We start from the raw sequence: 23,505 nt of genomic DNA on the forward strand, positions 1-23,505 counted from the left end.
CCCATTGCTTCCCCCGACCTCACCCACCGCCTCGACGCGGCACGATTTTCATCTCGACATCGACATCGCCCCGCCCCGGGTGAATCCCTGCCCCTTCGACCGCCTACGCAACCGCGGCGAGCTTGACATGGACCGCGTCCGCAACAACGCGCTCTACGCCGCCGGCAGTCGCCTGCGCGAGCACGCGCAGCACGCCGCCCTCGACGGCCTCGCCCGCGCTCGCCTGGACGGCACGCCCGGCAGCGGCCCGGGATCCCGCTGCCCGATCACGGAGACCGTCGAGCGCCACCGCCACACGCTCTTGCTCGCGAAGCAATCGATGCAGTCCCATGAATGGCAGATCGTGATTGCCGTTGTGATCGACGAGGCGACCCTTGAGCAGGCGGGCCGGTCCGCAGGCTACGGCAACAAGGCCGGTGCAACTGCCGTTGCGCTCGACCGCCTCCGGCACGGCCTCGCAGCCCTGGTCATGGCCTGGCGTCTGCTCCCGCCCGGTGAACACCCGCTGTCCGTCGCGTGATACATTTCGTCATATTTTGAGCCTGACGTATTCTTCTTGACAGGGTGGACGCCAGTCGGTTAGGTTTGGGTACCTTCCGCAACTGCGTCCAAATCCTGCCCCGCACTCGTGCGGGCGGTGACGCGTTCGCCTGCGGCGGGTTCTTTGAGCGTGTTAGCCAAACTCACGGCCGTCCCTTCCGGGGCGGCCTTTTTCTTATCGAGAGGAGTCCACATGTCTCCCCAAGATGATCGCCTTGATCTGCTGACCGGCTTCCAGACCATCGGCGATTATCTCGGCTGGTCTTATCGTAAAACACAGTATCGATCGTCAATCGGCGATCTTCCGACCTTCAAGGTTGGTCAACATGTCTGCGCCCGTCGCTCAACTTTGCGCGATTGGGCCATGAAGATGGAGGCGAAAGCTTCCCGAGAAGGCAAGCTCGCCGATGTCGCGCCATAATGCAGCCGCGCGAGCCCGACACGTCGAAGCCCAACGCCGGTACGCCAAGCGATGGCCCGAGAAGATCAGGGCGCAGCGCAAGGCACAGTACGCCCGCAAGCGCGGCAAGATCATCTTCGGATCGTGCGCTCACTGCGGCGAGACCGACCGTCTCGAAGCTCATCACGAAGATTACGACGCGCCGCTCGCTGTGATCGTGGTCTGCGGACCGTGCCATCGGGAGATCCACGCCCGCATCCGGCTCCGCACCCTTGCTGAGCGCGCAATGGCCAAGCTGAGAACCCTGGAGGCACTGCCAGCGGCCAAGATGCCTCGTTGGCTACGGCACCCACTCCGAAACCGCGAACGGCCGTCCTGGGCCATCCTGGAGCCCCTAAAGCTATGCCGCGCAAGCCCGCATCCAATGCCGTGGCGAAGTCCGCGGTCAGCAACGGCACGAGCCTGTTCCTGGTCGATGAGGTCGATCGCCGGTCAGCTCCGGCCCGCCGCTTCCGAGATATCGTCGGCGACGTCACCTCCGATCTCGGCGGCCGAGACGAGGTGACGGCTGTCCAGCAGCAGCTGATCCGCCGCTTCGCCACGCTCGCCCTGACCCTGGAACTCCAGGAGGCCGCGATCGTGGAGGGCGGGCAAGTCGACCTGGATCTCTACGGCCGCCTGTCCGGCCAGATGAACCGGCTCGCCTCGACCCTCGGGCTCAAGCGGGTAATGCGCGACGCCAACGAACTCGACCTCAAAGCGTACATGGCGCGGAAAGCGGGGGTGTTGTCGTGACGATCATCGACGCGCTCACCGACCCGCATCTGTTCGGCTCGGCCATCCGCGACCCGGCGACCTTCACGGCGTGGCGGGTCTTCCTGAAAGCGTTCTTCGGCCTGTCCATGAACGAGGCCGAGTTGGAGATCTTCCGGGCCTGTACCGGCCGCGAGGTGCCGCCCACCACCCCGATGGCCGAGGCCCATCTGCCGACCGGGCGGAGAGCCGGGAAGTCGTTCGTCCTCGCCCTGATCGCGGTCTACCTCGCGGCCTTCCGTGAGTACCGCGGTTACCTCGCCCCGGGCGAGCGCGCCACCGTGATGGTCCTCGCCGCCGATCGTCGGCAGGCGCGTGTCATCTTCCGCTACTGCAAAGGTCTGCTCGCCGGCTCACCGCTCCTCGCCAACCTGATCGAACGCGAGACGGCCGAGGCGCTGGACCTCGCGAACGGCGTCACGATCGAGATCGGCACCGCCTCGGTGAAGACGACGCGCGGCTACAGTCTAGCGGCGGTGCTGTGCGACGAGATCGCGTTCTGGGAGACCAGTGAGGACAGCGCGTCGCCGGACTACGAGATCCTGAACGCGCTGCGCCCCGGTATGGCGACGATCCCGGGCTCGGTGCTGCTCTGCGCCTCGTCTCCCTACGCCCGCAAAGGCGCGCTCTGGGACGCCTTCTCGCGGCACTTCGGGCAGGACAACTCGGACGTGCTCGTGTGGCGAGCCGCTACCCGGGTGATGAACCCCACGGTGCCGGAGCGGACCATCGACGAGGCGTACCAGCGCGACCCCGCAGCCGCCGCGGCCGAGTACGGGGCCGAGTTCCGCAGCGACATCGAGTCCTTCGTTAGTCTCGACGTCGTCAAGGCGTGCATCGACTCCGGGGTCATGGAACGTCTGCGCCACGCGGGCCGGCACGTCGCGTTCGTGGATCCCTCGGGCGGCTCGGCCGACAGCATGACGCTGGCCATCGCGCACCACCAGGCGGGCAAGGCCGTGCTGGACGCCGTCCGTGAGATACGCCCGCCGTTCTCGCCCGAGCAGGTCGTCGAGGAATTCGCCGGCCTCATGAAGTCCTATGGAATCCGTGAGGTCACGGGCGACAGGTACGCGGGCGAGTGGCCGCGGGAGCGGTTCCGAGTACACGGCATCAACTACAAGGTCTCGGAGAAGTCGAAGTCCGACCTCTACCGCGACCTCCTGCCGTTGCTGAACTCGGCGAAGGTCTCGCTCCTCGACCACCCGCGCCTCGTTCAGCAGCTCGTTGCGCTCGAACGCCGGACCGCCCGCGGCGGGCGCGACTCCATCGATCACCCGCGCGGCGGACACGACGACCTGGCGAACGCCGTCGCGGGTGTCCTGGTCGGACTCGCTCGCCCCCAGAACACCTTCCAGGTGTTGCCCTTCCCGTTTTGACATCCAAACAGAACTAAGGATCCGACGACCCAATGGCTTATCCTACCAAGACCCTGCCGCTAGATGACTCCGGTAATGTCAGCGGCGCCGCCACGGCAATCACGACGCTAAGGGCTGCCGCCGGCACTCGCTATGCAAATGCCGTCACCGCTCTACACGCGGCGTTCGTTGACCTCCAAGCACTGGACGTACTCACGAACAACACGAATGTTGGCGGCAACGGCATGGCGGTCAACACCTTCACGGGTGGCGAGGCCGAATGGCGCCTGCCGCTGATGCTCCGGCACCCGGTCTACATCCCGAACATCCCGGGCAATCCGAATTGGGCCGCCGAGTCACGTGCTCGTCTCGACATTTACTTCTCGAACCTGAGCTGAGATACACGATGTCCAACAAAGGCAACATCGCCGAATTCTGGCAGCAGGCCGTCCGGCAGCAGCTCGATCAGTGTCCAGCGCTGCGGTCCGATTCCCAGACGGGCAGCCCGGTCGTGGCCGCGCTCCGCTCTGCCACGTCGCGCGCGGCGGAGATCTCCGCGGCCTTCGGTCGGATCGGCGAGCGCACCCGCCGCGATCCCCATCTCACCGAGGCTGGCAAGCGGGACAAGATCACGACCGTGGCGACCCGCGACACGCTCGGTCCGCTGAGGCGGACGCAGCGCGAGGTGGCCGAGGTGAAGGCGCAGGTCGCCGCGAAGCGTGCCGCGTGCGTCGTCCGGCGCGGCACCGACCCCGTCGAGGAGATGAGACGCCAGGAGGTCCGCGCTTTCCTTCGCAGTCTGCCCGATCCAGGCAAGCGGATCGGCGCAGCGATGCAGGATCCCGAGATCGCCCGCGCCGTCGTGGAGGCCAGCCCGATGCTGTCCGGCATGGATGCGGCGAACTACCAGCGTATCCACGATGAAGTCGTCAAGGCCGAGCATGGCGACGTGCTTGCCGAACTGGATGGGCTGAAGGAAGTCATCCAATACGCTGAGAACATCATGGCGTTCTGCCACAACTCAGTCCGTGATACGCTCGGCGAAAACCGGGAGACTGACAAGCTGATCGCGGATTTCAACAAGGAATACGACGCAAGCTAAGCGTCAGAGATCGCGCCGTCCCGTGGTGGGTGGCGGCGCGATGGAGGCCCTGGCCGCTCCGCCGTCAGCCACGCGGCGTCGAGCGGCCGGGCCGACCCTGAGTTTTTCCGGCGGCTCCCCTTCGCCGGAACGGGAAAAACCATCCATGACCGACACCGATCGCGCCAACATGGGCGCTTTATTCCGTGAGGTCGCGACGAAATTGGGCGGCTACGTGCCCGGTCGCGGCATGGTATTCAGCGACTGCGTTGCCCGCGCTCTCGGCTACTACGATGCTACTTTGCTCAGAGCGCACATGCGAGACCCCAACAATGTCGAGTGGCGCCGCCGCCTGATCGACGCGGTCGCCATGCTGAAGGCGGCGCGTCCGTGAGCGGGATCGGCCGATCCGCCGGATCCTCGCCGAGCAAGAATGGCAATGCCCACCGGGGCCCGCGTCGTCGACATTAGATCGTCTGTGGCTATCAACTGCCGCGGTGATCCTTCCGCCATGCGCTCGGCGCCATGCCAGTCCAGCGGTGGAAGGCACGCGTGAACGCGGGCGGCTCCGAGAACTCCAGGGCGGCCGAGATCCTCGCTAAGCTCAGGTTGGTGTTGGCCAGCAACTGCTTGGCCATTGCGAGTCGCGTCTGATTCGCGACGGACCGAAACGTCGTTCCCTCGGCCTTCAGGCGGCGGGCCAGTGTGCGCTGATGGATCGCCAGCGACTGCGCGACGTGAAGCCTCTCGATCCGCTTCTCGCTCACCGTCGAGCGCACGCGCCGCCGGACCTCGTCGGTCAGGCCGGACGGGATGACGGCCTCAAGCTGCTGGATGCGCCGCTCTACGGCCGCTCGAATGAGCGGGTTGGCGCCCTCGACCGGTCGCCTCAGAACCCGGGCTGGGAACACCAGCGCCGCGATCTCCTGCGAGAACCGGACCGGGGCTCGGAAGAAGCGCGTGTAGGGTGTGGTATCCTCTGGTTCCAGACGCGGTAGCAGCACCTCCTCCGGGCTCCAGTGAGGGCTGCACAGCGACCGCAACACGCTGGTCAGCGCCGCAATGGCTCTCTCGCAGTGGAGCGCCACCCCCTCGATGTCAGGCTCATACGGCGCATAGCTCACGATCGCGACCGGGCCGTCGATCGACAGCTCAATCACGGCACCGCGGTTCAGGAGATCGTGGTGCGTCCGCACGGCCTGCAAGGCGTCGCCGACCGTCTCTGAGTGACGCATCCGCGTCCCGAGCAGACCAAGCGAGGCGAGAGTGACGCGCTGACCAATGAGGAGGCCGAAGTGGGCGCACTGCGTCTGGTCGGCGGCCAGCGCCGTCAAGCGGCCCAACGACGCGAACGAGATTGCTTCGATGGTACCAAAGATCTGCGTGTCAATGCCGGCCAGCTTGAGGATCTTCTCGGGCTCGATTTTCAGCTCAACCAGAATGTCGCAGATCGCCTGTACCGCATGAACGTGAACGAAATCAATAGGAACATGTCCTGAAGGAATGACCCGCAAAGGGGTGATTTGCCCCTTGCATTTAGACAAACCTATATTTAATCCTAAGTCATAGCCTTGACCGTCGCCAGACGACGCATCAGAGTCCATGGCTGCGTCTCCAGTGTTTCTGGGTCAGCTAACTCACGTAGATCACGATCTCATCGTCTTCGCAATAGAGAAGCAAGGGGTCAAACCCGTAGCTGTAACAGCTACGGGCTTGACCCAAAGCATATCATTGGCATTGAATTGCGAACAATCGATTTGCGCTGAGGGCGTTTGAGACCTTCTCATCGTAGCCTCGACCCGCGCCACAGCGGTGTGGGCCTCAGGAAGCTCTGCTTCTTCACCGCGCGGGCCGCGCCAGCAGGATCGCCGTCCTGACTGCCATCCGCATCTCGGCCTCGGACGAGCCCCTCGCTGCCAAGACCTCACGAGCGTGAGAGCTGGCCGCCATAATCGCGCAAACATCGATCGCGATGTCCTCCGCGAGCGGGCGAGGGCCGGGCTTCGGATCGCTCAGGAAGTCCATTACGGCTGCGTCGAGTTGCTCGTCGGTGACGAGCTTGAGCTTGTAGAGGTCGCCGATTGTCAGGGTATCAGCCACGCTTGAACTCCCGGACCGCATCGGGATGCGGACTGGCCGATGCGGGTCTCGATCACGCCTTCGGTGGTGATCTGGACGTCCCCCTATCAGTCTCGCGCGTTTCTGCGACGGCGCTCGTTCACCGCCTTATGGCCGGCGGCGCGGTGGGGCGCCGCGGCGCGTGTCGCCTGGCCCGGGGGCTTGGCCTGCCCGGGGAAAGTGTCGGGGGTGCCGCCCGGGGCGCCGGCTGCGCGCTCCGCGCCGCCCACGGGACCTCCGGCTTGCGACCCCGCCTTGTTGTAAGGCGAGCCACCCTGCGCGAGGACCGCTGCGGGCAGTAGGGCCAACGACGCGGCGAGAAGAGCTGCTTTGATCACGGGCGGTATCCTCAGCACTATCCTTGTCTCTGTACGATGCCATGCTGCGGTATGCGCCACTTGACCCAGTGGGACTCCGCTGACACCAGCCGATCCTGCCAGGGCGGGCGGGCTCTTGTCGTCCAAACGGGCACCCATGCGAACGGCCGGCTTCTCGGACGCCGCACTCAGCCTGCGGAACGTCCAGACCGCGATGGGCTAGCTCAGGTGAATGCGCCGCCCCGGCGGGCGTGGTCGGGTAGCAACCTCATGCGAACCCTCGAACTGGCCCGCCCGGCGCCCCCGTCGAGGCGGGCTTCCTTCTGCAAGGCGTCACGCTCTACGGCTAAGCCGCTCGTGGCAGGAGGCAGCGCATGGCCGACGACTTCAACATCCGGGACGCGCTTGAGGCGCTCCTCCGCGAGGCCGGCCAGATCTTCGACGTATGCGACCGGGACGACAGCTGGGCCCCGACGGCGTCGTTCGTCGTCGAGATCCAGGCTCACGCCTGCTGCGAAGCGCTGAACGGCCTGGAGGGCCGCGAGCGGTATAAGGTGACGAAGCGGGCGGCCTAAGGGTCCCCTCCCGAGCCGGCGTTCCTTTGTGCGGGCCGGGTCCTTGAGGACCCAGGGAGCCCGACCCGCGGCCCGTCCGGGAGTTGGGACCTAGGAGCAGGCGCGCACAGACTAGCACAGTTTAGCCGCCCGCCCGCGACGCCCCGCCGGAGGCCGATCAACTGGCCCTCGACTGGCGCCCGGCCCGAGGCCCGCGCGAGACCTTCGGAATGCTGTCCTGAGGGCCCATAACGCGCACCATACTGCCACTTATGCGAATGGGCCGCCGTCACGCGCGTGAGGGCGAGCACAACCCTCATTCCGCTACACGCAACAGCCGGTTGTCGGTGGGATTCAGACGCTTCGTCACCTCAACCGAGGCTTTGAATTTCACGTCGCGCTTGGCCGGAACCGTGACCAGTTCTCCCGTGCGAGGGTTGCGGCTTGGCCGGGCATCTCTCGTTACCGTTTTGAACGCCCCGAAGCCGCGCAGCTCAACCCTGCTACCATCGGCCAAGCCCTCTGCGATCCTGTCCAAGACCGCGCGTACGACCGCGTTAGCCTGGCCAGAGCGGAGATGCGGGTTCAGTTCCGCGATGCGTCGGGTGAACTGCGATCTAAGCATATAGCCATGGTGGAGCGCGGCTCGACGAGGGCAACCCTGTCGATGGTTGGATCCTGCACGGCCCTTCGCGCGCGAGGCCGAGCACAACCTACATTCCAGCAGTACCAACCTGAAGCTTGGGCGCGTTCCAAGGTCGGTGGCGGTCTCAAGCGGCAGTCCGGTCTGCGGACGTCCGTTCACCCGGACCGGCTCGCCTGTCTGGGAACAGTAGACACCCCAGCCACCACCGATGCCGTCACGGAACGGGCCTCGGCCGCGAGCCGTTTAACGGTCTCATAGGAGGAGATCGCCATGGCCGACAAAGACCGCATCGAAGGGTCCGCCGATCAGATGAAGGGCTCGCTCAAACAGACCGCCGGCGACTTGACCGGTGACCAGAAATTGAAAAGCGAAGGGACGATGGACAAGGTCTCCGGCAAGATCCAGAACGCGGTCGGAGGAGCCAAAGACGCGATTCGCGACACGTTCTCGTCCGACAAGGACAAAAAGCCCACGTAACCACAACGAGGGAGCCCGCGGGCTCCCTTTCTCGTTGAACCAATCCCGTTCCTGTACAAACGGCCGGACCCCAATACGCGCCGACCCACGCCAGCCAAGCTGTCTACTCCTCCCATCGGGGGCACAGCATGGCGCAGGTTCGCGTCCTCGACCCGCTGACGGGCCGCGTCGTCTCGGTCGACCTGCCCTGCCCCCTGCTACGCGTCCCGCTCCACGCCCCGCCGAAGCTGTTCGAGAGCCGCGTCCAAGCCCGGTGCAGGGCGCGACGGCGCCGGAGAAGCCGCAGACGGTGCCGCCGACCGCCGTCCCGGCAGCTTGAGGACGGTCACCACGGGGCGTTCCGGCTTCCTAGTAGGTCTCTGACTATCTGAAGGGCGCGCATTTCTGCATCCAGGGGGCGGCGGCGCTTTAGCCAAGCCGACCATTCCCGCGAGAGCACGGTCACCCGGTTCGGCAGGTTACGGTCACCGCGTCGGCGGCGCTCTTCGATCCGCACCAAGCCGTCCAGCTCGGCGAGCCGGATCGCGTCCTGGGCGAGCCGGTGCGAGACGCCGGCCCGGGCCGCGATCTCGCCGACCGTCAGGGTGCAGTCGCCGTTCGCCGCGATCTCGTCGCCGACGATGCCCAGGACCGCGAGCTGGCCCGTCGTGAAGCGCGCAGCCGTGGCGGGCGGCAGCGGCCCGGAGAAGGCGATCGTGCGACGCCTCTCCAGGGTCTTGAGGCGGTCAGGGCTCCTACAGCGGCGTTTCGGGGGGAAGAGGGTCCGCAGTCGACCGAGCGGCACGACGGTCGCTGGCGCGCGTCTGGCGGGCATCCTGGCCCTGATCGCGGCGTCGGCTTTCTCATACTCGGCCTCGGTGATCCGCCCGTCCGCGTAGGCGCGGGCGAGGTCCCGTAGCTCTTGGTCGTGATTCATCAGTCCCGGCCCTCATAGGGCCGCGGCAGATCGATCGGGCGCGCCGGTCAGGGCGGTCCGTCTCCAGACAAAGCCTCGCCGTGCCGGAACTGCCACGTTCCGGCTTGACTCCCGAGGGAGGCTCTGGCGATATCCGGAGTGCGAACTTTCGGACATCGCCGCTTCGGCGGTTCAGCGGCCTCCCGGTGCCACCCGGGGGGCCGTTGGCTTTTTAGGGGTTCACTGCGGCGGCGGTGGATCTCCTGCGTGTCGACTCGGCGGAATGCGGGCCGCACGACGTGGCATCAGGCCCCAAGCGGCGCCGTTCGTCAAACCGACGCACGAACACCTGGCCGCCACCCGTTCGACACCAATTCGCAATCCTTCGTTAACCATCACGTGCCAGCGTCGGACGCCCGTCCATCGGGTGTACGGCGGGTGTCTAGATGGCAGAGGAATGGTTTACATACAGTGCGTTAGGCGAACGCCTTGGCATCTCACCTGAAGCAGCGAGACAGAAGGCGATCCGCAACCACTGGCCTCGCCGGGCAGGCAATGATGGGAAGGCGCAGGTCCGAGTCGACATCGAAGAGGTGATCGCCTCGACCATTCCCCGGAAGCCGCGGGAAGAGGAGCCGTCCGACGCCTGTCCGACACCCGAAGCACTGCCCGTCGAACCCCCGTCGGACGCCCGCACCTTCGCAGCCCTGGAGGAGCACATAGCCACGCTCAAGGCTATGGCTGCAAAGGCGGAAGAGATCGCGGAACGTGAGCGCCAGCGTGCGGACCAGGAGGGTGTACGGGCCGACGCCGAAAGGGCTCGCGCGGATGCCGAACGTGCCCGAGCCAACGAGCTGGTTGACCGCATCACGCAGCTCCAGAACGACGAGCGCGCGAGCCGCGCCACGATCGAACGCGAACTGTCCGAGCTGCGCGGCGTCGTTGACCGTCTGAAGCGCCCATGGTGGCGGCGTCTGGCCGGCTGACGCCCGTTCGACACCCGTCGTACGCGCGAACCCACGTGGGCCGAGCACAGCCTCGTGAACGGGCGTACGGCTTCCACGGTGTGTGGGTGTCGGCCGGGCGTCGGACAGGTGATCGCCTCGGGCGCGGCTCCTCCCATCGCTGCCCGCCGGCTTACACCCCACCTTAACCCCACGGCCCCAAGCTCCCCGACAGGCAAGCGCCCCCTTGCTTGCCAACGAGGCGGCCGGGCCTGGCCAGACTTATCGGCCCGGCCGCCTCGTTCTCCAGACCGGCCCCGAGCGGCGAATGCAGATCTACCGCCGGCTGCGGGAGCGCGGCTTCAGCCCCGTCCAGACGCTCGCCATGATCGGCGTCAGCGTTCCGCTTCTGGTGGCCGGCGCGAGCATCACCCTGCTCGGCACGCTCGACGCATGGGGCCTGGTCGAACCGCTCCGGGCGAGCATCCCCCGCGGGTAGCAGGGACCTGTCGGTCCTCCGCAAGCGACGTTTAATCGTCGCCCTCGGGCTCGACACAGGACTCGACGAACACCCGGCGCACCTCGCCCCGCAGCCGCTTCCTCACAGCTTCAGCGTCACATCGCGCCAGTAGGGCGGGATCCACATCAGTCATGCGATCCGGGGTGGCGGCGTCTTCGCTGACCTCCGGGGCTGGTTGGTCAGGAGCAAGCAAGGCGGCGTGTGCGAATACCGCGCCGGGCAAGCTCGCCAGGAGCACTGAGGCGCGGAGCGCAACGACGTAAGCCTTCATCAGCCCCCCACCCTGAACTGCCAAGATTGGCCTTGAACTTGCGGCATAGCGTAGGCGAGTGGGGCCAGTCACTACACACTGCTTGAGTCCAAGCGCGCTGGGCTTCTGGACTCACATGATGGACAGGCCGCGTCGGCTCGGCAGGGCCAGCGCGGCGCTGGTGGTGGGGACCAGCGGGCTGAAGCCTCGCGGTACCGCGAAACTCAAGCCGGATTGACGCGTCACAACCCAAATCGCTCCCGCGCAACTACGAGGCGGGCTTGAGTAATCGAGCCCGCCCCTGACGGGATGTCGCAATTGTCGCACCAGAACAAATAGTGTCCGAGCCGCGCGGCGCCGGCATTGACGGTCAATCCCTGTCGTCGCACCCTTACGTCCGTGCGCGGGCTCGGAAACGCAATGCGGTCCTGGCCGGAGACGTGGAACATGGACGGCGAAGGAGATCTTGATGGCTAGGAGAAAGCCGAAGCCCGACTGGCCTGCACAGGGCCGGATCAGAGCCTGGAGGGCGTGTCGCAAACGTTCAACGCCCGAAAAAATCGTCTCCGAACAGGGCGTGACGAGGCCTGCTCACCGCCTGCTGACCCCCTCCGACGAGGCTGGCGAAGCAGTTTGACGAGCCCGGTATCGGCCTGACGGACCGGTGTGCGCCTACGCGGGGAGCATAATTTTCTCCGCCAAAAATCTTTGCGACACGCCCCGCTCGATTACACCAAGCCGCCGCGTCCTCTGTGGCAGGAGCGTGAGGCCAGGGCCGAACGGGCGCAACTGCACGGCAACTTCGCCCGCGCGGTCAGTGCCACTGGCAAGGGCGCAGCCGTTCGGGAGTTCAAGAACGCTCACCTGTTTATGAAGGGCAAGCCGAGCCGTGACTTCGGGCGGGAGAGGTAGCACTGCAACGCGCAGACGTGTATGCACGTATGATAAAATACGGGCATAGCCGTAGTGGTGTGTGCGTGGTACGCTCCTAGGCGGATGATTCGAACAGGCCGCCCATGAAGACGCTTGCCATCATTTCCCAGAAAGGCGGCGTCGGAAAAACGACGCTCGCGACCGCCCTCGCTGTCGAGGCGGGCCGTGCCGGCAAAAGCACCGTCGTCTTCGATCTTGATCCTCAGGCAAGCGCGTCGTTCTGGAAGGACACCCGCAAGGACGAACTGGTCGCCATGACCGCCATTCCGGCCGCACGCCTGGGCCATGTGATCAAGGCGGCCGATGCGGCTGGCTGTGATTTCGCCATCGTCGACACCCCGCCGTTCTCGAAGGACATCGCCTATGAGGCCGCTCAGCACGCCGACTTCGTGCTGATCCCTACTCGGCCGGCTGTGCTCGACGTGATGGCGACCAACAAGACGATCGAGCTGTTGCGCCACTACGGCAAACCATCCGCCGTGATCCTCACCTTCTGCCCGCCGATCGGCCGTGAGGTCGACGACTCCGTGGAGGCGGTCAACGCGCTTGGAGCCCGTATCTGCCCGGTGCGGATCGGCAACCGCATCGCATTCAGTCGCGCACAGCAGACCGGCCAGGTTGCCCAGGAGATTGAACCCGAGGGCAAGGCGGCGCAGGAAATCCAGCGCCTATACTCGTATGTGTGTATGCACTTAAACAACTCGGAGAGGAGCACGGCTGATGGCCGGAAACGCGTTTCAAGCCATACTGGATAAGGCGGCACGCGAGCCCGCGCCGGAACCCGAGCGTAAGCCTGCGGCGCGGCGCGCGCCCAAGCCTGCGAACCGATCGGCTGAGCCGGCCCCTGCCCCGGCTCCCGAGGCCAAGAAGTTTCATCGTCCGTCGCGGGACAACCGGCGCTTCGTGGGTGGCCACTTCGAGCCGGCCGTGGGCAAGCAGCTGCGCATGATCGCGGTCGAGGACGACACGACCGTGCAGGCTCTCCTGGAGGAGGCTTTGGACCTCCTGTTCGTGAAGAAGGGCCGGCAGAAAATCGCCGACCTGGCTCCACGCACCGATATTGGTATGTAGCCACAGGGGCATACGTGCATACACCAAAATGACGCGGCGGCAGTACATCGATCGGCAGTTTGACCTCTTCCTGCCCTACATCTCCGATCTGCCGCTGCGCGATCAGCGGGAGACGATGGAGCGGCCGTTCTTCAGCCTGTCGAAGAACAAACGGCTCAAGCCGATCGAGTACACCAGCCCAGACGGCAAGGTGTTCGTTAGCGTCTACCCGAACGAGAAGTTCGGCATGGCGACGATCTGGGATGCAGACGTGCTCATATGGGCTGCATCGACGCTCTCACGGCTCAAGAAGGCCGGGATCAACGACATTCCCCGCACGCTGCATTGCCAGCCCTACGACATTCTCAAGACCATCGGCCGCGCGACCGGCGGCCAGGAGTACAGGCTGTTGCGCGAAGCGCTCGGCCGCCTCCAATCGACGACGATCATCACCAACATCCGCGCCGAGCGTACCAAGACCAAGAAGCGGCAGTTTTCCTGGATCGAGTCCTTCACGGATCTGGTCGACGAGGAGACGCAGCAGAGCCGCGGCATGAGCATCACGCTTGCCGACTGGTTCTATGAGGGCGTGGTGATGGACGGGGGCATCCTGTCGATCGACCCGGCTTATTTCACGATCAGCGGCGGCCGTGAGCGGTGGCTTTACCGCGTCGCCCGCAAGCACGCCGGCGGCGCCAACGCCGAGGGCTTCGCGATCCCGCTGCGCACCCTGTTCGAGAAGTCCGGCGCCGAAGGCGAATACCGGCGGTTCAAGTTCGAGCTGCAGGCGATCGTTCGCCGCAACAACGTGCCCGAGTTCGTGTTCCGCCTCGAGGAGGACGAGCGGGGAGGGGAGCCGCTTCTGCGTATGGTGCGCCGCGACCTGATCGGCGACATCGCGGACATGCCCAAAGCCCCCCGGCGCCGGAAGGCGAAGACGCCGGCTACGTCCCCTGCACCTAGCGTATCCAAAGGCCATGTGGCGGCCAGCCTGCCCCTGTTCCAGGCGATCACGGACGAGACGATCGCAAGCGTGCGGCGCGATTTTCCGGGTTGGGATGTGTATGCCCTCAAGGGCGACTTCGATGCCTGGATCGCAGAGAACCCGTCAAAGCTGCCGGACGACTACAACGCGGCTTTCTATGGTTTCGTGAAACGCTACCACGCCCGCAATCGCCATCAGCTGCGCGGCTGATCCCGTTCCCGATATCCCGACAGGCGCGTCCGCCTGGGCAGCAGAACGAATCGCTAAGCGCCTGCATCCCTTACAATATTACATATTGTCATGTCTGGGGACGACGAGTCACGCACCCGCGCTATCGGGAGATCAGGAACGCTCTTCGGGAGATCAGGAACGGATCGACGGGAGATCAGGAACGCTAAGTTCGGGAGATCAGGAACAAACCGTCGGGAGATCAGGAACGAAGCGGCCGCACAAGCAGCTGTAAAATAAGGACGATTCAGCGCGAATCAGCTCCTTAACTCTTTAACTGATTCATATTTAACTCTTTAACCCGCAAACCGGGCCCAAACAGACCACGGTGCGTTCCTGATGTCCCGAGAGATGCGGAATGGCCTACGGCCATGCTCTGTCGGTGTCGCTCGCAGAGGCGAGCGACAACATTCTTCCCGACCAAGTGAAGGATGCCATCGTGCTCACTCCGGGGAAGCCCTCCCTGCGGCCACCCATCCGCTGCGCGGACGGGTCCCTGCGCCTCGGGATCGCGCTACGCGCGACAAGGGGCTTCCCCTACGCTGCGCGCGGCGGCCTGCCTGAAGGCAGGTCGGGACGAAGGAATGGTCAGATTCCCGCCTCCGGCGGGGTCGAACAAAGGAATTGGCTTGGCGGGGATGGAGCTGCCTCGCCGCTGAGCCCTACAGGAGGCCCGTGGAAGGGGTCCAACCCCTCGGAGGGGGGAGAGGACCAAAAAACGATCCAGGCGCTTCAACGGCCACGCTAAGCCCGGGAAAGGGCTATCCGGAGTGACGCCATCGTCCGACCGTGATCGGAATGTCGGAATCGTATGGCCTGCGCAAATTCAGAATCTTGGGGTCAACGCGCGGGAAAACCTTGCCCAAGTGGTAACACCAGAGTCACCATCGGCGCCTGGACGATCCACCGATGCCGCTGACACGCACATTCAAGAAAACCATTCAAGCCCGCGCCGAGCGCGATGCCGCCTTCCGCGAAAACCTTCTCACCGAAGGCGTGCAGGCGCTTGTCGCCGGCGACCTCGAGACAGGGAAATCTGTGATCCGCGACTACATCAACGCCACGATCGGCTTCGACCAGCTCGCTGCCGCGACAGGAACACCGTCCAAAAGCCTAAAGCCGTGGCCCGCTTCAGGATCTCGCGTTCCTGGCGCAACACCTCGTTCTCCCGCCGCAGCCGCTTCAGCTCGGCGGCCATGTCCTCCTGGCGGTCGGAGGGCGGCGCCTCCATCTCGCGATCGCGCTGTCCGTCGATCCAGTGGCGCAACGTCGAGAGGCCGATGCCGAGATCCTCGGCGACCTCTCGGCGGCTGCGCCCGCTCGTGTGAGCAAGGCGCACGGCTTCGGCGCGAAACTCAGGGGTGAAGCGCTTCTTCGGTTCTCGCATCGGGAACCTCCTCCCTCACGGAAAGAGCTCTCCACTTTCCCGAAGCAAGTCCAATCGGCGTCTCGCGCTGGGAGCGGTAGCCGAGCCTGTGAGCCTGACGCGACGCGAAGGTCAGGGCACCGCCCGGGAGATAAAGCTTGGCGACCCGCGCGCCGGTGCGGGGGCATATGAACCACCAGCGCCGCCCGCCGAAGGGCTGGGTCGTGGTGGTGAGCTCGATCCAGTCGTCCGAGTGGCGCTTCTCGCTGTTCGAGCGCGTGGTGGTGAAGTGCAGGCGCAGGCGGCCGTGTTCGGCGCCGAGATGGGCCTCGTAGGCGATGGAGGCGAGTTGGGCGCCGGTGCGGGTGTTGGTCCAGGTCAGGGTGCCGGCTCGGCTCTGGCCCGGTCGGCAGATACCGTCGCGCAAGAGCTTGCCGAGGGTGAGGGTCAGCCCGCTCTCGACGGTTGGCCGACCACCCCATTGTCCGCTTCCGACGCCGCCCATTTTCCGCATTCGCCTTTCTGGATTTTCCGAAATCTCGTGTGAATTTTGGTTGTTTTCAGCCGCCGGCCGGGTGGGTGGGCAGGCCCAAGCGAGAGGGCTCTTCTTGAACGGGGAGGCGCCGCCAATTACGCACTCGACCGTGTGCGGCGACCGAGGCCGATGCTCTTGGCGAGCTCGGAGCGCTGGGCGGCGTAGTTCGCCGCTACCATCGGGTAGTCCGACGGCAGACCCCACTTCACCCGGGTACTGCTCGGGCGTGAGGCCGCGCGTGTTCAGGTGGCGCCTGAGCGACTTGTAGGGCTTGCCGTCCTCCAGGCTGATGATCGCGTCCGGCGTCACCGTCTTCTCGACCTGAACCGCCCCGGTTTTTCCGGCAACTGTAATCAGGCGGCAGCTGCCCCGGCGCGGATGTCGCGCGTCGGCTTCCCGCCCGCGGGTCACGCCTCGTCGAGCCGGCAAGTCGCTCCATCGCGGCGCCCGGCGGCCGCGTCGCAGCGCGCGACGAGCTGGTCGAGTTGGAAGATGATCACCGCCCGGACTATGTCGGGCGCGGGCGCGGGCGCGGGCGCGGGCGCGAGGGCCCGGGCCGCCCGGGCGCGGGCGGCGGCCTCGCCGGTCCGGCCGACGACGAGCAGGGCCCGGGCGGCGGCCTCCGCGAGCTGCATCCGCTGGTCGGTGCGAGTCACTTCGCCGGAGGCCTCCGCCCGGGTGATCGCCGTCAGCGCCAGGGCCGCGGCAGCCGGAGGCCAGTCTGGCGCCCCCGTGCCCTGCTCGGCCGCCTCGGCCAGCATGGTGCCGAGGTGGATGAGCGGTTCGATCTGGTCCGCGACGACCGCCCCGATCAGGTGCCGCGCGTAATCCAGGGCCGCCGCATCGCGAGCGGGCAGCAGCAGCAGCGCGAACTTATGCAGACCTCGGAGCGGCTCGAGGCCGGGATCGGCCGCGAACGCGGCGTCGTAAGCCTGCAGGGCGCCGCTGCGGTCTCCCGCGGCGAGATGGCGCTCGACGGCCTCCTCCAGTCTCCAGAGCTCCCGCACCTTGTCGCGCTGCAGGACCGCCTCCTGCGCCTCCCGGGCCGCCGCGAGGTCCCAGCGCCCCTCGACCACCGCGGCGAGCGGGCCGTCGCTCTCCAGGGGATCGCCGATCCAGGCGATCCGGCCGTCGCGATCGATGATGAAGGCGGTTGGGACGTCGGTATTATAGGCCGCCTGGCACCAGGTCCGGTCCATCGTGCCCTGACGCTCGCCGGGCGAGAGCGGCAGATCGGCCGCGATCCGGTAGCCGATCGCGTCGCCGTGATCGCGCACGAAGGCCGCGAGCTCGCCGAGATCCGTCCATGTGACGGCGACGCCGATGATCGGAACCTGCGGATGCCGGACCTGCAGGGCGGTGAGATGCGAGAAGGCCACCTTGCAGGAGCCGCACCACGGTGCCCAGAACACGACCACATGGACGCAGCCTTGCGCGAGGGCCGTGATCGGCTCGCCCTTCAGGAAGGTCTGGACGCGGATCTCCGCGGCGGGGTCGCCGATCAACCGTTCTGTCTGGGGCATGGAAGATCTTCTCGTGCGAGTGTGGGTGGGAATGCCGGGCGTGTCGCAAAATTCGAGGACTGGCCCGTCGTATCGACCTGCGGCAATCGGGCTTGATTCAGATCATGGCCCGACGGCCAGCGCTCCGCGGCCTCTGGAGAGGACTGGCCCGGGAGAGCGCCGCGATGGGTGGCGCGGGCAATCCCGCGGCAAGGGCCGAGTCTATTTGTCTGGCTATTCGCAGCCACGACAACCTTGAGCGCTCCGGGTTAGGCTGCTGCAGCAGGGAGGCGCTCTCAGAGTTCAGGGGGCGCCACCCCGTCCGCCGCCGCCGCCGGGGCCACCAATCCCGCCGCGGACACCGTCACCGCCGCCGCCGCCGGGGCCACCAATCCCGCCGCGGATACCGTTACCGCCGCCGCCGCCGGGGCCACCAATCCCGCCGCGGACACCGTCACCGCCGCCGCCGCCGGGGCCACCAATCCCGCCGCGGATACCGTTACCGCCGCCGCCGCCGGGGCCACCAATCCCGCCGCGGACACCGTCACCGCCGCCGCCGCCGGGGCCACCAATCCCGCCGCGGATACCGTTACCGCCGCCGCCGCCGGGGCCACCAATCCCGCCCTGACCGACGGCGAAAGCCTGCTGAGAGATGGCGAACATGCCGACTGCTGATATGGTCATTATTATCAACTTCTTCATGGTGCTCTCCACTCTTCGTAAGCGTGAACGCCTATCTGCTTGCGGGGGGCTCACTATTTTAGACCCCAGCCGATCTTCACTTCTTTCAGGCGAGTCATTTCGACCTGAAACAGCCGCCGCACTCGATAGCCAGAGCGTCAAGACGACCGCGAGCGGCGGCCCACGCCGCTATGACGCGGGAAAGAAGATGTCCTTCGACAAACTCAGGATGAGGGGGCCGCAAGCGTCAGGCCCTGGTGGACACGGACGGCCGCGCCCTTGTGCTGGAGCCGCCGCCCGCAGACGTTCAGGATCGCGATGGCGCTGGACCGGTGCTGCGCCTGTCGCGCCGCTTGTTCCCGTTCATCGCTACGGCGTTTGCCGACACGGGCTACGCTGGTGACGCGCCGGCCAGCGCCACGATCATCACCGTCGAGATCGTGCGCAAGCCGTCTGGGCAGGTCGGTTTCGCCGTGCAGCCCCGCAGGTGGGTTGTGGAACGCTTCTTCGCCTGGATCAGCCGCAACCGGCGCCTTTGGAAGGATCCTGAGGCGCCCCTCGCCTGGACCAAGGCCTTCTTCTGCGCCACTGCTGTCATGATCCTAGTCGAGCCGGCTCCGAGAATCATATGTTTCACGCGCGTCTCATGGTGCGCCCGATACCCGTGCGTCCACATCTGCTCTTCTCTCCTTTGGATTGTTAACTATATTATAGGTTGCGCCATTTGATTGGGGTCTTGGTCTTGGTCTTCGTCTTGGTCGTAATTCCTGTACTGATTTTCGGTGTCAAAGTCTTTCTCGTACCTTAGCCTCTGGCATTTCTCGTAGTCTAGCCTCAGGCAGGAGCTACCGATCTCGCCGGTATATTCGTGTCTTGAACTATTATGCGAGCGCCCATGAAGAGTGCCCGCCATAGCTGCCGAATAGGCTATCACAGCGCTCACAGCAACAATTGAACCCAGAGCCACCTTCTTCATATCGCAGTTTTTCATCATTATGCTCCATATTTTCTCAGCACCTGTTGGCTGTAGAGCTATCAGCGTTCTGGCGACAGGATGAAATCACATGCGCAGCAACAGATTTTATTCATGCGTCAGCATGCTGGACAAATTGTTATGATGTCAAGTAGGTATAATCAGATTTTTTGGGGAATTTTCTCTATGTAAGAATTTGGCGGCGGAAATCAAAGCTTGGACAGAAGGTGTAGATTTGCCTTGTCAAAAGCAGGATGTCCCAGGACAAGAGAGCTTCACCAAGCTAACGTTGGGCCCAGGTGAAGAACGCGATCGGCGGGCGCCTCAGCGTCTCGGCGCAGAGCGTCATGCGCTGGGTCAGGGATCACGCCCGGGCATTGCCCCAAGCCGGAGCCGATCGGCCGGGCGGTCGTCGTCGAGATCGACAAGGTCTGGCTCTTCGTCAAAAAAAGACGCGCAAACTCTGGATCTGGAAGGCCCTCGAGCGCGCGACCGGCTGGAGCCCTGGGACGTGCGCCTGTTCTGCACCGACAACTATGCGCCCTACGCCGCCGCCCTGCCCGCGGGTCGGCATCACGTCGGCAAGGACCAGACGCAGCTTGTCGAGAGTAACAATGCCAGGCAACGGCACTGGTTCGCCCGCTTCCGCCGCCGCACTTGCGTCGTCTCCAAGTCGGTTGAGATGGTCGAGGCGACCATGGCGCTCTTCGCCTTCTACCACTGCAACGGGAGCGAACTCACCTCAGCATTAGTCGGGTGAAACCCTCGGACAAATGGCAGTATCCGACTACGCGTCTCGGCAATCCTGAATTTCCTCTTGCGTCGAAGGGGCGTCCACAGCGATGGGAAAGGACCTGACCAGCGCGTGGGCCGGCGAGGGCCAGGTCGCGACGTTCGTGGCCGTCCTGGCGTTCCTCGGAATCGCGAGTTCGCCCACTTTCGTGCGCGCCGCCCGAGGGCAACGGCTGCGCCGAGCGCTTCATCCGCACGCTCAAGGAGAACCTGCCCTGGGTGGAGCGCTTCGGCACGGTCGAGGAGCTCCGCCGCGCGCTTCTGGTATTTCGTGAGACCGACAACGCGACCTGGCTGATCGAGCGCCGCGGTTTCCGACCACCGGCAGCCATTCGCGCCGCACAGCATTCATCCGCCGCCCTGGCAGCGTAGGCCCCAAATCGGGGTCTCATACCGACGCGCTTATGAATTGATTTGTTGCAGGTAGGGATAGGCGCAGAGGGACTTGATGCGTCCGGTCTCTGCCGCGAGCGCATTCCAGGCCCGGCAGCACGCCTCGACCACGGCCTTGTAGTCAGCCAGGAGCCGATGAGAGAGGGAGCGCTCGCGTAGGTAGAGCCAGACGCGCTCGACCGGGTTCAACTCCGGGCTGTAAGGCGGCAGCGGCACGAAGGTGAGGTTGGGCGGGAGCGTGACCGCGCGCGGGTCGTGCCAGCCCGGCCAGCCCCTCGGCGTTGAACCGGATCACCGCGTCGCGCAGAGCTTGGCGCTCCATGCCGGCCGCCCGGGCCGCGTCGGCACGGCTCATGCCCTCCAGCGCGTTGGCCACGGCCAGGAGGCGCTGCATCGTGCGGCGGCGGGGCTCGCGCCGGGCCAAGCGACGCAACTCAGCGGGGCTCGCGAGATCGGTGCGGATCGTCAGGCCCGGTCGTGCCATCGCGGCCTCCTGCTGCACAGGCAGCAGGCCAGCACAGACGCGCCTCACAACCAACTCACGTTCGAGTCACCGACAAAGCGCGGCGGTATCACAAACCGCGGGCGGTACACTTGCGGCCTATCACCGGCCTATCACCTTCCTGTCAGCATCGGAGCCGCACCCGCTCTGCGGCGCGTCGCGCTTCACCGATTGTGCATCGACGATCGCGAGAGTTGGGCTGTCTTCTCTCCCCGCTTTTTCTCAATAGCGCATCACCAGATGATGGGTAACCCGCTCCAGGCCGCCACTATCGGTCAGTACGCGCCAGCAATCGAAAGAGATGCTCGCGGCGGAAAATCCCTTAGAATCGTATTGTAATCTCTTCAGCACCTCATGCAGCCTTTTTCCATAGAACACGCATGGGTTTCCCAGTATTCCTCTTGATAAACATCTCGCTTCAGGTCAGGGTGTACACTGACCAATCCTGATAGATGCCGGGAGCGGTCTGACACAAGGGGCATGCAATGTCGCGTGCCCCAGTCGCGAGTGGGCGCAGACCAGTCTAATCGAAACTGGTCGCGATCCTCTCCGCATGATGTCTTGGACAGCAAGTATGCCTAAAATCACGAGGATCGGCTTCAACTACGCGGAGCTTGAAAGCAGTGTGGCGAAAGAGGCGCGCGACACCGCGCATCGCCTTCGCGAGCAGGGGAATGCCTTCATCATCGAGGTTGGTCTCACTCTTCTCCGCATGAAGGGTCTCCTCGGCCACGGTGCGTTCGGCCCCTGGGTCCGCACAGAACTCCGGTGGACCGATCGCACAGCGCAGAACTATATGCGTGCGGCTGAGGTCTTCGCCGGCAAATCCGAAATCATTTCGCATTTGCCGAGCACAACAGTGTATGACCTCGCGGCCAAGAGCGTACCAAACGACCTCCGGAACGAGATCATCCGTGAGTTCCAGGAGAGCGGCTGCACCGACAAGGACGTGGCCGCCAAAAAGATCCGGGATTTCAAGCTCTCCACGAAGAAGACAGTCGCCCCGAACAAGCGGGAGAAACACCAAGCGGGAGAAACACAATGCTGTGTCTCGCACCCCACAGAGGGAGGGCGGCAGAAGACGCCGGGGGCCGCCGCGGAGGCCGCAGCGCTGATTGTCGAAGCGCTCGGGGACGGCACCGACCATCTCTTCAGATTGATGGAGAAGGCGTCCTGGAATGATATCAAAGCAGAGTTGATGGTGCTTATCAGCAAGCCGAAGCAGCCCGAGCCCCAGGCTTCCTCGCGGGTCAGCAAGCCGAAGCAGCCCGAGCCCCAGGCTTCCTCGCGGGTCAGCAAGCCGAAGCAGCCCGAGCCCCAGGCTCCCTCGCGGGTCCACTGACGCATCAGGGGGGCCCACATTGGGGCTGTGGCCTCGCTGCGCCCCGTCCTGCGCATCTGGAGGCGCACCGCCCACAGCTGCCCTGGGTGCGCAGCTTCAGGCGCTCAAACGAGCTTGCCTTGCTGAGAAGGGGGGAAGGGCACCCGTCGATTACGGTCGATGGGTGCCCTGCATCGTCGGCTTGTCTATGATCCGCCAGCCACGTGGTGGCACTTTCTTTTGTGCGTGCGAGAAAAATGGCCCAGATCTTGTCGAAAAATCTACCGCAACATAAATTAAAAGCACATGCTTTGCTATGTTCCATTATGTGGCGCATTTGTCCTGGGACATCCTGCTTTTGACAAGGCAAATCTACACCTTCTGTCCAAGCTTTGATTTCCGCCGCCAAATTCTTACATAGAGAAAATTCCCCAAAAAATCTGATTATACCTACTTGACATCATAACAATTTGTCCAGCATGCTGACGCATGAATAAAATCTGTTGCTGCGCATGTGATTTCATCCTGTCGCCAGAACGCTGATAGCTCTACAGCCAACAGGTGCTGAGAAAATATGGAGCATAATGATGAAAAACTGCGATATGAAGAAGGTGGCTCTGGGTTCAATTGTTGCTGTGAGCGCTGTGATAGCCTATTCGGCAGCTATGGCGGGCACTCTTCATGGGCGCTCGCATAATAGTTCAAGACACGAATATACCGGCGAGATCGGTAGCTCCTGCCTGAGGCTAGACTACGAGAAATGCCAGAGGCTAAGGTACGAGAAAGACTTTGACACCGAAAATCAGTACAGGAATTACGACCAAGACGAAGACCAAGACCAAGACCAAGACGAAGACCAAGACCAAGACCCCAATCAAATGGCGCAGCCTATACTATAGTTAACAATCCAAAGGAGAGAAGAGCAGATGTGGACGCACGGGTATCGGGCGCACCATGAGACGCGCGTGAAACATATGATTCTCGGAGCCGGCTCGCGAGTTCGCGAGCCCCCTGGAACGCGACGATCCACCGGCCAGCCGGGGGCGCGGCCGATGCGCCAAGTCGTAGCGGCCCTCGCCTCGCATCTGCGGGTGGGTTGGGTCCTGACGCGCCATTCCGAGGGGCATAAAGTTTACTGGCAGAGCAATCGGCGGTTTAATCCCAGTGCACTAACGCCTTCAAAACGTACAAAGCTCAGCGTGATTTCTCGCGCGCTCGCAAGCGGCTTAAGTTCTTCGTCCCATAATATGCGAAGAAGTGGCGCTTATTACCTACTTTACCTACCCATTGTTGGTCTGGGCTTCGCCGCCTCTGCGGCGGACCTGCCGCAG

The 23,505-nt window shown here is 64.6% G+C and carries 23 protein-coding genes and 6 pseudogenes; 19 read left to right on the forward strand and 10 right to left on the reverse strand.

The window, feature by feature from the left end; translation table 11 throughout:
• Window positions 1–4 precede the first annotated feature (4 nt).
• The 7 genes from M446_RS33725 (at window position 5) to M446_RS33750 (ending at window position 4,586) form a co-directional block, all read left to right on the forward strand.
• Entirely contained in the window at window positions 5–520 is a 516-nt protein-coding gene (locus M446_RS33725; protein ID WP_012290018.1) for a hypothetical protein, read from the forward strand.
• A gap of 213 nt (window positions 521–733) precedes the next feature.
• Entirely contained in the window at window positions 734–961 is a 228-nt protein-coding gene (locus tag M446_RS36320; RefSeq protein WP_012290019.1) for a hypothetical protein, read from the forward strand.
• Window positions 962–1,342: 381 nt separating this feature from the next.
• On the forward strand, window positions 1,343–1,735 hold the full coding sequence (locus tag M446_RS38475; protein WP_012290020.1) for a hypothetical protein: 393 nt from the start codon (window positions 1,343–1,345) through the stop codon (window positions 1,733–1,735).
• Window positions 1,732–3,132: a hypothetical protein gene (locus tag M446_RS33740; protein WP_012290021.1), complete on the forward strand. Its 1,401-nt coding sequence runs from the start codon at window positions 1,732–1,734 to the stop codon at window positions 3,130–3,132. Before M446_RS38475 ends, M446_RS33740 begins: the two co-directional genes overlap by 4 nt.
• Window positions 3,133–3,164: 32 nt before the next feature.
• Window positions 3,165–3,509, forward strand: coding sequence for a hypothetical protein (locus tag M446_RS36330; protein ID WP_012290022.1), 345 nt, complete (start codon window positions 3,165–3,167; stop codon window positions 3,507–3,509).
• Window positions 3,510–3,517: 8 nt separating this feature from the next.
• Window positions 3,518–4,213 carry a hypothetical protein gene (locus tag M446_RS33745; RefSeq protein WP_012290023.1) on the forward strand — a complete coding sequence of 232 codons (696 nt, stop codon included), beginning with the start codon at window positions 3,518–3,520 and terminating at the stop codon, window positions 4,211–4,213.
• A gap of 145 nt (window positions 4,214–4,358) precedes the next feature.
• A complete protein-coding gene (locus tag M446_RS33750) occupies window positions 4,359–4,586 on the forward strand; it encodes a hypothetical protein (protein WP_043703218.1) in 228 nt (75 codons plus the stop codon).
• A 91-nt stretch (window positions 4,587–4,677) separates the two neighbouring features.
• Here the strand turns inward: M446_RS33750 and M446_RS33755 are convergent, their stop codons facing one another.
• Both M446_RS33755 and M446_RS33760 read right to left on the reverse strand, forming a co-directional pair.
• A complete protein-coding gene (locus M446_RS33755; RefSeq protein ID WP_012290025.1) occupies window positions 4,678–5,796 on the reverse strand; it encodes an AraC family transcriptional regulator in 1,119 nt (372 codons plus the stop codon).
• A 235-nt stretch (window positions 5,797–6,031) separates the two neighbouring features.
• The gene (locus M446_RS33760; RefSeq protein ID WP_012290026.1) at window positions 6,032–6,292 is read right to left on the reverse strand and encodes a hypothetical protein; all 261 of its coding nucleotides are present in this window, start codon (window positions 6,290–6,292) and stop codon (window positions 6,032–6,034) included.
• 709 nt (window positions 6,293–7,001) lie between these two features.
• Between M446_RS33760 and M446_RS33765 the strand changes: the two genes are divergently transcribed.
• Entirely contained in the window at window positions 7,002–7,202 is a 201-nt protein-coding gene (locus M446_RS33765) for a hypothetical protein (RefSeq protein WP_012290028.1), read from the forward strand.
• Between the two features lie 295 nt (window positions 7,203–7,497).
• Here the strand turns inward: M446_RS33765 and M446_RS36340 are convergent, their stop codons facing one another.
• Window positions 7,498–7,806: an HU family DNA-binding protein gene (locus tag M446_RS36340; protein ID WP_012290029.1), complete on the reverse strand. Its 309-nt coding sequence runs from the start codon at window positions 7,804–7,806 to the stop codon at window positions 7,498–7,500.
• Between the two features lie 291 nt (window positions 7,807–8,097).
• On the opposite strand from M446_RS36340, the gene M446_RS33775 reads away from it, so the two are divergent.
• The gene (locus M446_RS33775) at window positions 8,098–8,304 is read left to right on the forward strand and encodes a CsbD family protein (RefSeq protein WP_012290030.1); all 207 of its coding nucleotides are present in this window, start codon (window positions 8,098–8,100) and stop codon (window positions 8,302–8,304) included.
• Window positions 8,305–8,629: 325 nt separating this feature from the next.
• Here the strand turns inward: M446_RS33775 and M446_RS33780 are convergent, their stop codons facing one another.
• The gene (locus M446_RS33780; protein ID WP_012290032.1) at window positions 8,630–9,220 is read right to left on the reverse strand and encodes a hypothetical protein; all 591 of its coding nucleotides are present in this window, start codon (window positions 9,218–9,220) and stop codon (window positions 8,630–8,632) included.
• Between the two features lie 425 nt (window positions 9,221–9,645).
• Between M446_RS33780 and M446_RS33785 the strand changes: the two genes are divergently transcribed.
• From M446_RS33785 to M446_RS39545, 6 genes and pseudogenes are all read left to right on the forward strand, one after another.
• Window positions 9,646–10,185: a hypothetical protein gene (locus M446_RS33785; RefSeq protein WP_012290033.1), complete on the forward strand. Its 540-nt coding sequence runs from the start codon at window positions 9,646–9,648 to the stop codon at window positions 10,183–10,185.
• Between the two features lie 286 nt (window positions 10,186–10,471).
• Window positions 10,472–10,642 (forward strand): hypothetical protein, encoded by a 171-nt coding sequence (locus M446_RS38480; protein WP_168169204.1) that lies wholly within the window; start codon window positions 10,472–10,474, stop codon window positions 10,640–10,642.
• A 1,287-nt stretch (window positions 10,643–11,929) separates the two neighbouring features.
• Window positions 11,930–12,601 (forward strand): ParA family protein, encoded by a 672-nt coding sequence (locus M446_RS33795; protein ID WP_012290037.1) that lies wholly within the window; start codon window positions 11,930–11,932, stop codon window positions 12,599–12,601.
• A complete protein-coding gene (locus tag M446_RS33800; RefSeq protein WP_012290038.1) occupies window positions 12,567–12,917 on the forward strand; it encodes a ribbon-helix-helix domain-containing protein in 351 nt (116 codons plus the stop codon). The genes M446_RS33795 and M446_RS33800 overlap by 35 nt, the downstream gene beginning before the upstream one ends.
• Before the next feature lie 28 nt (window positions 12,918–12,945).
• A complete protein-coding gene (locus M446_RS33805) occupies window positions 12,946–14,091 on the forward strand; it encodes a replication initiator protein A (protein WP_012290039.1) in 1,146 nt (381 codons plus the stop codon).
• A 927-nt stretch (window positions 14,092–15,018) separates the two neighbouring features.
• Window positions 15,019–15,225 (forward strand): annotated as a pseudogene (locus tag M446_RS39545) (transcriptional regulator); the annotation flags it as partial.
• 1 nt (window position 15,226) lies between these two features.
• Here M446_RS39545 and M446_RS33810 read toward each other — a convergent pair.
• From M446_RS33810 to M446_RS38485, 5 genes and pseudogenes are all read right to left on the reverse strand, one after another.
• A pseudogene (locus tag M446_RS33810) lies at window positions 15,227–15,496 on the reverse strand (transposase); the annotation flags it as partial.
• Window positions 15,465–15,980 (reverse strand): hypothetical protein, encoded by a 516-nt coding sequence (locus tag M446_RS33815; protein ID WP_265576688.1) that lies wholly within the window; start codon window positions 15,978–15,980, stop codon window positions 15,465–15,467. The pseudogene M446_RS33810 and the gene M446_RS33815, both read right to left, overlap by 32 nt.
• A 125-nt stretch (window positions 15,981–16,105) precedes the next feature.
• Window positions 16,106–16,337: pseudogene (locus tag M446_RS39390) on the reverse strand (MucR family transcriptional regulator); the annotation flags it as partial.
• An 80-nt stretch (window positions 16,338–16,417) separates the two neighbouring features.
• A complete protein-coding gene (locus M446_RS33820; protein WP_012290042.1) occupies window positions 16,418–17,533 on the reverse strand; it encodes a TlpA family protein disulfide reductase in 1,116 nt (371 codons plus the stop codon).
• A 282-nt stretch (window positions 17,534–17,815) separates the two neighbouring features.
• Window positions 17,816–18,214, reverse strand: a complete 399-nt coding sequence (locus M446_RS38485) for a PE family protein (protein WP_168169203.1) — start codon at window positions 18,212–18,214, stop codon at window positions 17,816–17,818.
• A 109-nt stretch (window positions 18,215–18,323) separates the two neighbouring features.
• Between M446_RS38485 and M446_RS33830 the strand changes: the two are divergent.
• From M446_RS33830 to M446_RS39400, 3 genes and pseudogenes are all read left to right on the forward strand, one after another.
• Window positions 18,324–18,801: pseudogene (locus M446_RS33830) on the forward strand (transposase); the annotation flags it as partial.
• A gap of 654 nt (window positions 18,802–19,455) precedes the next feature.
• Window positions 19,456–19,926 carry an IS1 family transposase gene (locus M446_RS39395; RefSeq protein ID WP_265576689.1) on the forward strand — a complete coding sequence of 157 codons (471 nt, stop codon included), beginning with the start codon at window positions 19,456–19,458 and terminating at the stop codon, window positions 19,924–19,926.
• Window positions 19,927–19,990: 64 nt separating this feature from the next.
• Window positions 19,991–20,330: pseudogene (locus tag M446_RS39400) on the forward strand (IS3 family transposase); the annotation flags it as partial.
• A gap of 30 nt (window positions 20,331–20,360) precedes the next feature.
• On the opposite strand, the pseudogene M446_RS36375 reads toward M446_RS39400, so the two are convergent.
• A pseudogene (locus M446_RS36375) lies at window positions 20,361–20,835 on the reverse strand (transposase).
• A 592-nt stretch (window positions 20,836–21,427) separates the two neighbouring features.
• Here M446_RS36375 and M446_RS33840 point away from each other — a divergent pair.
• Entirely contained in the window at window positions 21,428–22,195 is a 768-nt protein-coding gene (locus tag M446_RS33840; RefSeq protein WP_012290045.1) for a DUF3102 domain-containing protein, read from the forward strand.
• Window positions 22,196–23,505 lie beyond the last annotated feature (1,310 nt).

The organism is Methylobacterium sp. 4-46 (assembly GCF_000019365.1).
GTDB lineage: Bacteria > Pseudomonadota > Alphaproteobacteria > Rhizobiales > Beijerinckiaceae > Methylobacterium.

What these genes read in the sequence shown, in the direction of transcription:
- M446_RS36320 (WP_012290019.1), top strand. Translation starts at nt 734, where the DNA reads ATGTCTCCCCAAGATGATCGCCTTGATCTGCTGACCGGCTTCCAGACC.
- M446_RS38475 (WP_012290020.1), top strand. Translation starts at nt 1,343, where the DNA reads ATGCCGCGCAAGCCCGCATCCAATGCCGTGGCGAAGTCCGCGGTCAGC.
- M446_RS36330 (WP_012290022.1), top strand. Translation starts at nt 3,165, where the DNA reads ATGGCTTATCCTACCAAGACCCTGCCGCTAGATGACTCCGGTAATGTC.
- M446_RS33745 (WP_012290023.1), top strand. Translation starts at nt 3,518, where the DNA reads ATGTCCAACAAAGGCAACATCGCCGAATTCTGGCAGCAGGCCGTCCGG.
- M446_RS33750 (WP_043703218.1), top strand. Translation starts at nt 4,359, where the DNA reads ATGACCGACACCGATCGCGCCAACATGGGCGCTTTATTCCGTGAGGTC.
- M446_RS33755 (WP_012290025.1), bottom strand. Translation starts at nt 5,796, where the DNA reads ATGGACTCTGATGCGTCGTCTGGCGACGGTCAAGGCTATGACTTAGGA.
- M446_RS33765 (WP_012290028.1), top strand. Translation starts at nt 7,002, where the DNA reads ATGGCCGACGACTTCAACATCCGGGACGCGCTTGAGGCGCTCCTCCGC.
- M446_RS36340 (WP_012290029.1), bottom strand. Translation starts at nt 7,806, where the DNA reads ATGCTTAGATCGCAGTTCACCCGACGCATCGCGGAACTGAACCCGCAT.
- M446_RS33775 (WP_012290030.1), top strand. Translation starts at nt 8,098, where the DNA reads ATGGCCGACAAAGACCGCATCGAAGGGTCCGCCGATCAGATGAAGGGC.
- M446_RS33780 (WP_012290032.1), bottom strand. Translation starts at nt 9,220, where the DNA reads ATGAATCACGACCAAGAGCTACGGGACCTCGCCCGCGCCTACGCGGAC.
- M446_RS33785 (WP_012290033.1), top strand. Translation starts at nt 9,646, where the DNA reads ATGGCAGAGGAATGGTTTACATACAGTGCGTTAGGCGAACGCCTTGGC.
- M446_RS38480 (WP_168169204.1), top strand. Translation starts at nt 10,472, where the DNA reads ATGCAGATCTACCGCCGGCTGCGGGAGCGCGGCTTCAGCCCCGTCCAG.
- M446_RS33795 (WP_012290037.1), top strand. Translation starts at nt 11,930, where the DNA reads ATGAAGACGCTTGCCATCATTTCCCAGAAAGGCGGCGTCGGAAAAACG.
- M446_RS33800 (WP_012290038.1), top strand. Translation starts at nt 12,567, where the DNA reads ATGGCCGGAAACGCGTTTCAAGCCATACTGGATAAGGCGGCACGCGAG.
- M446_RS33805 (WP_012290039.1), top strand. Translation starts at nt 12,946, where the DNA reads ATGACGCGGCGGCAGTACATCGATCGGCAGTTTGACCTCTTCCTGCCC.
- M446_RS33815 (WP_265576688.1), bottom strand. Translation starts at nt 15,980, where the DNA reads ATGGGCGGCGTCGGAAGCGGACAATGGGGTGGTCGGCCAACCGTCGAG.
- M446_RS33820 (WP_012290042.1), bottom strand. Translation starts at nt 17,533, where the DNA reads ATGCCCCAGACAGAACGGTTGATCGGCGACCCCGCCGCGGAGATCCGC.
- M446_RS38485 (WP_168169203.1), bottom strand. Translation starts at nt 18,214, where the DNA reads ATGAAGAAGTTGATAATAATGACCATATCAGCAGTCGGCATGTTCGCC.
- M446_RS33840 (WP_012290045.1), top strand. Translation starts at nt 21,428, where the DNA reads ATGCCTAAAATCACGAGGATCGGCTTCAACTACGCGGAGCTTGAAAGC.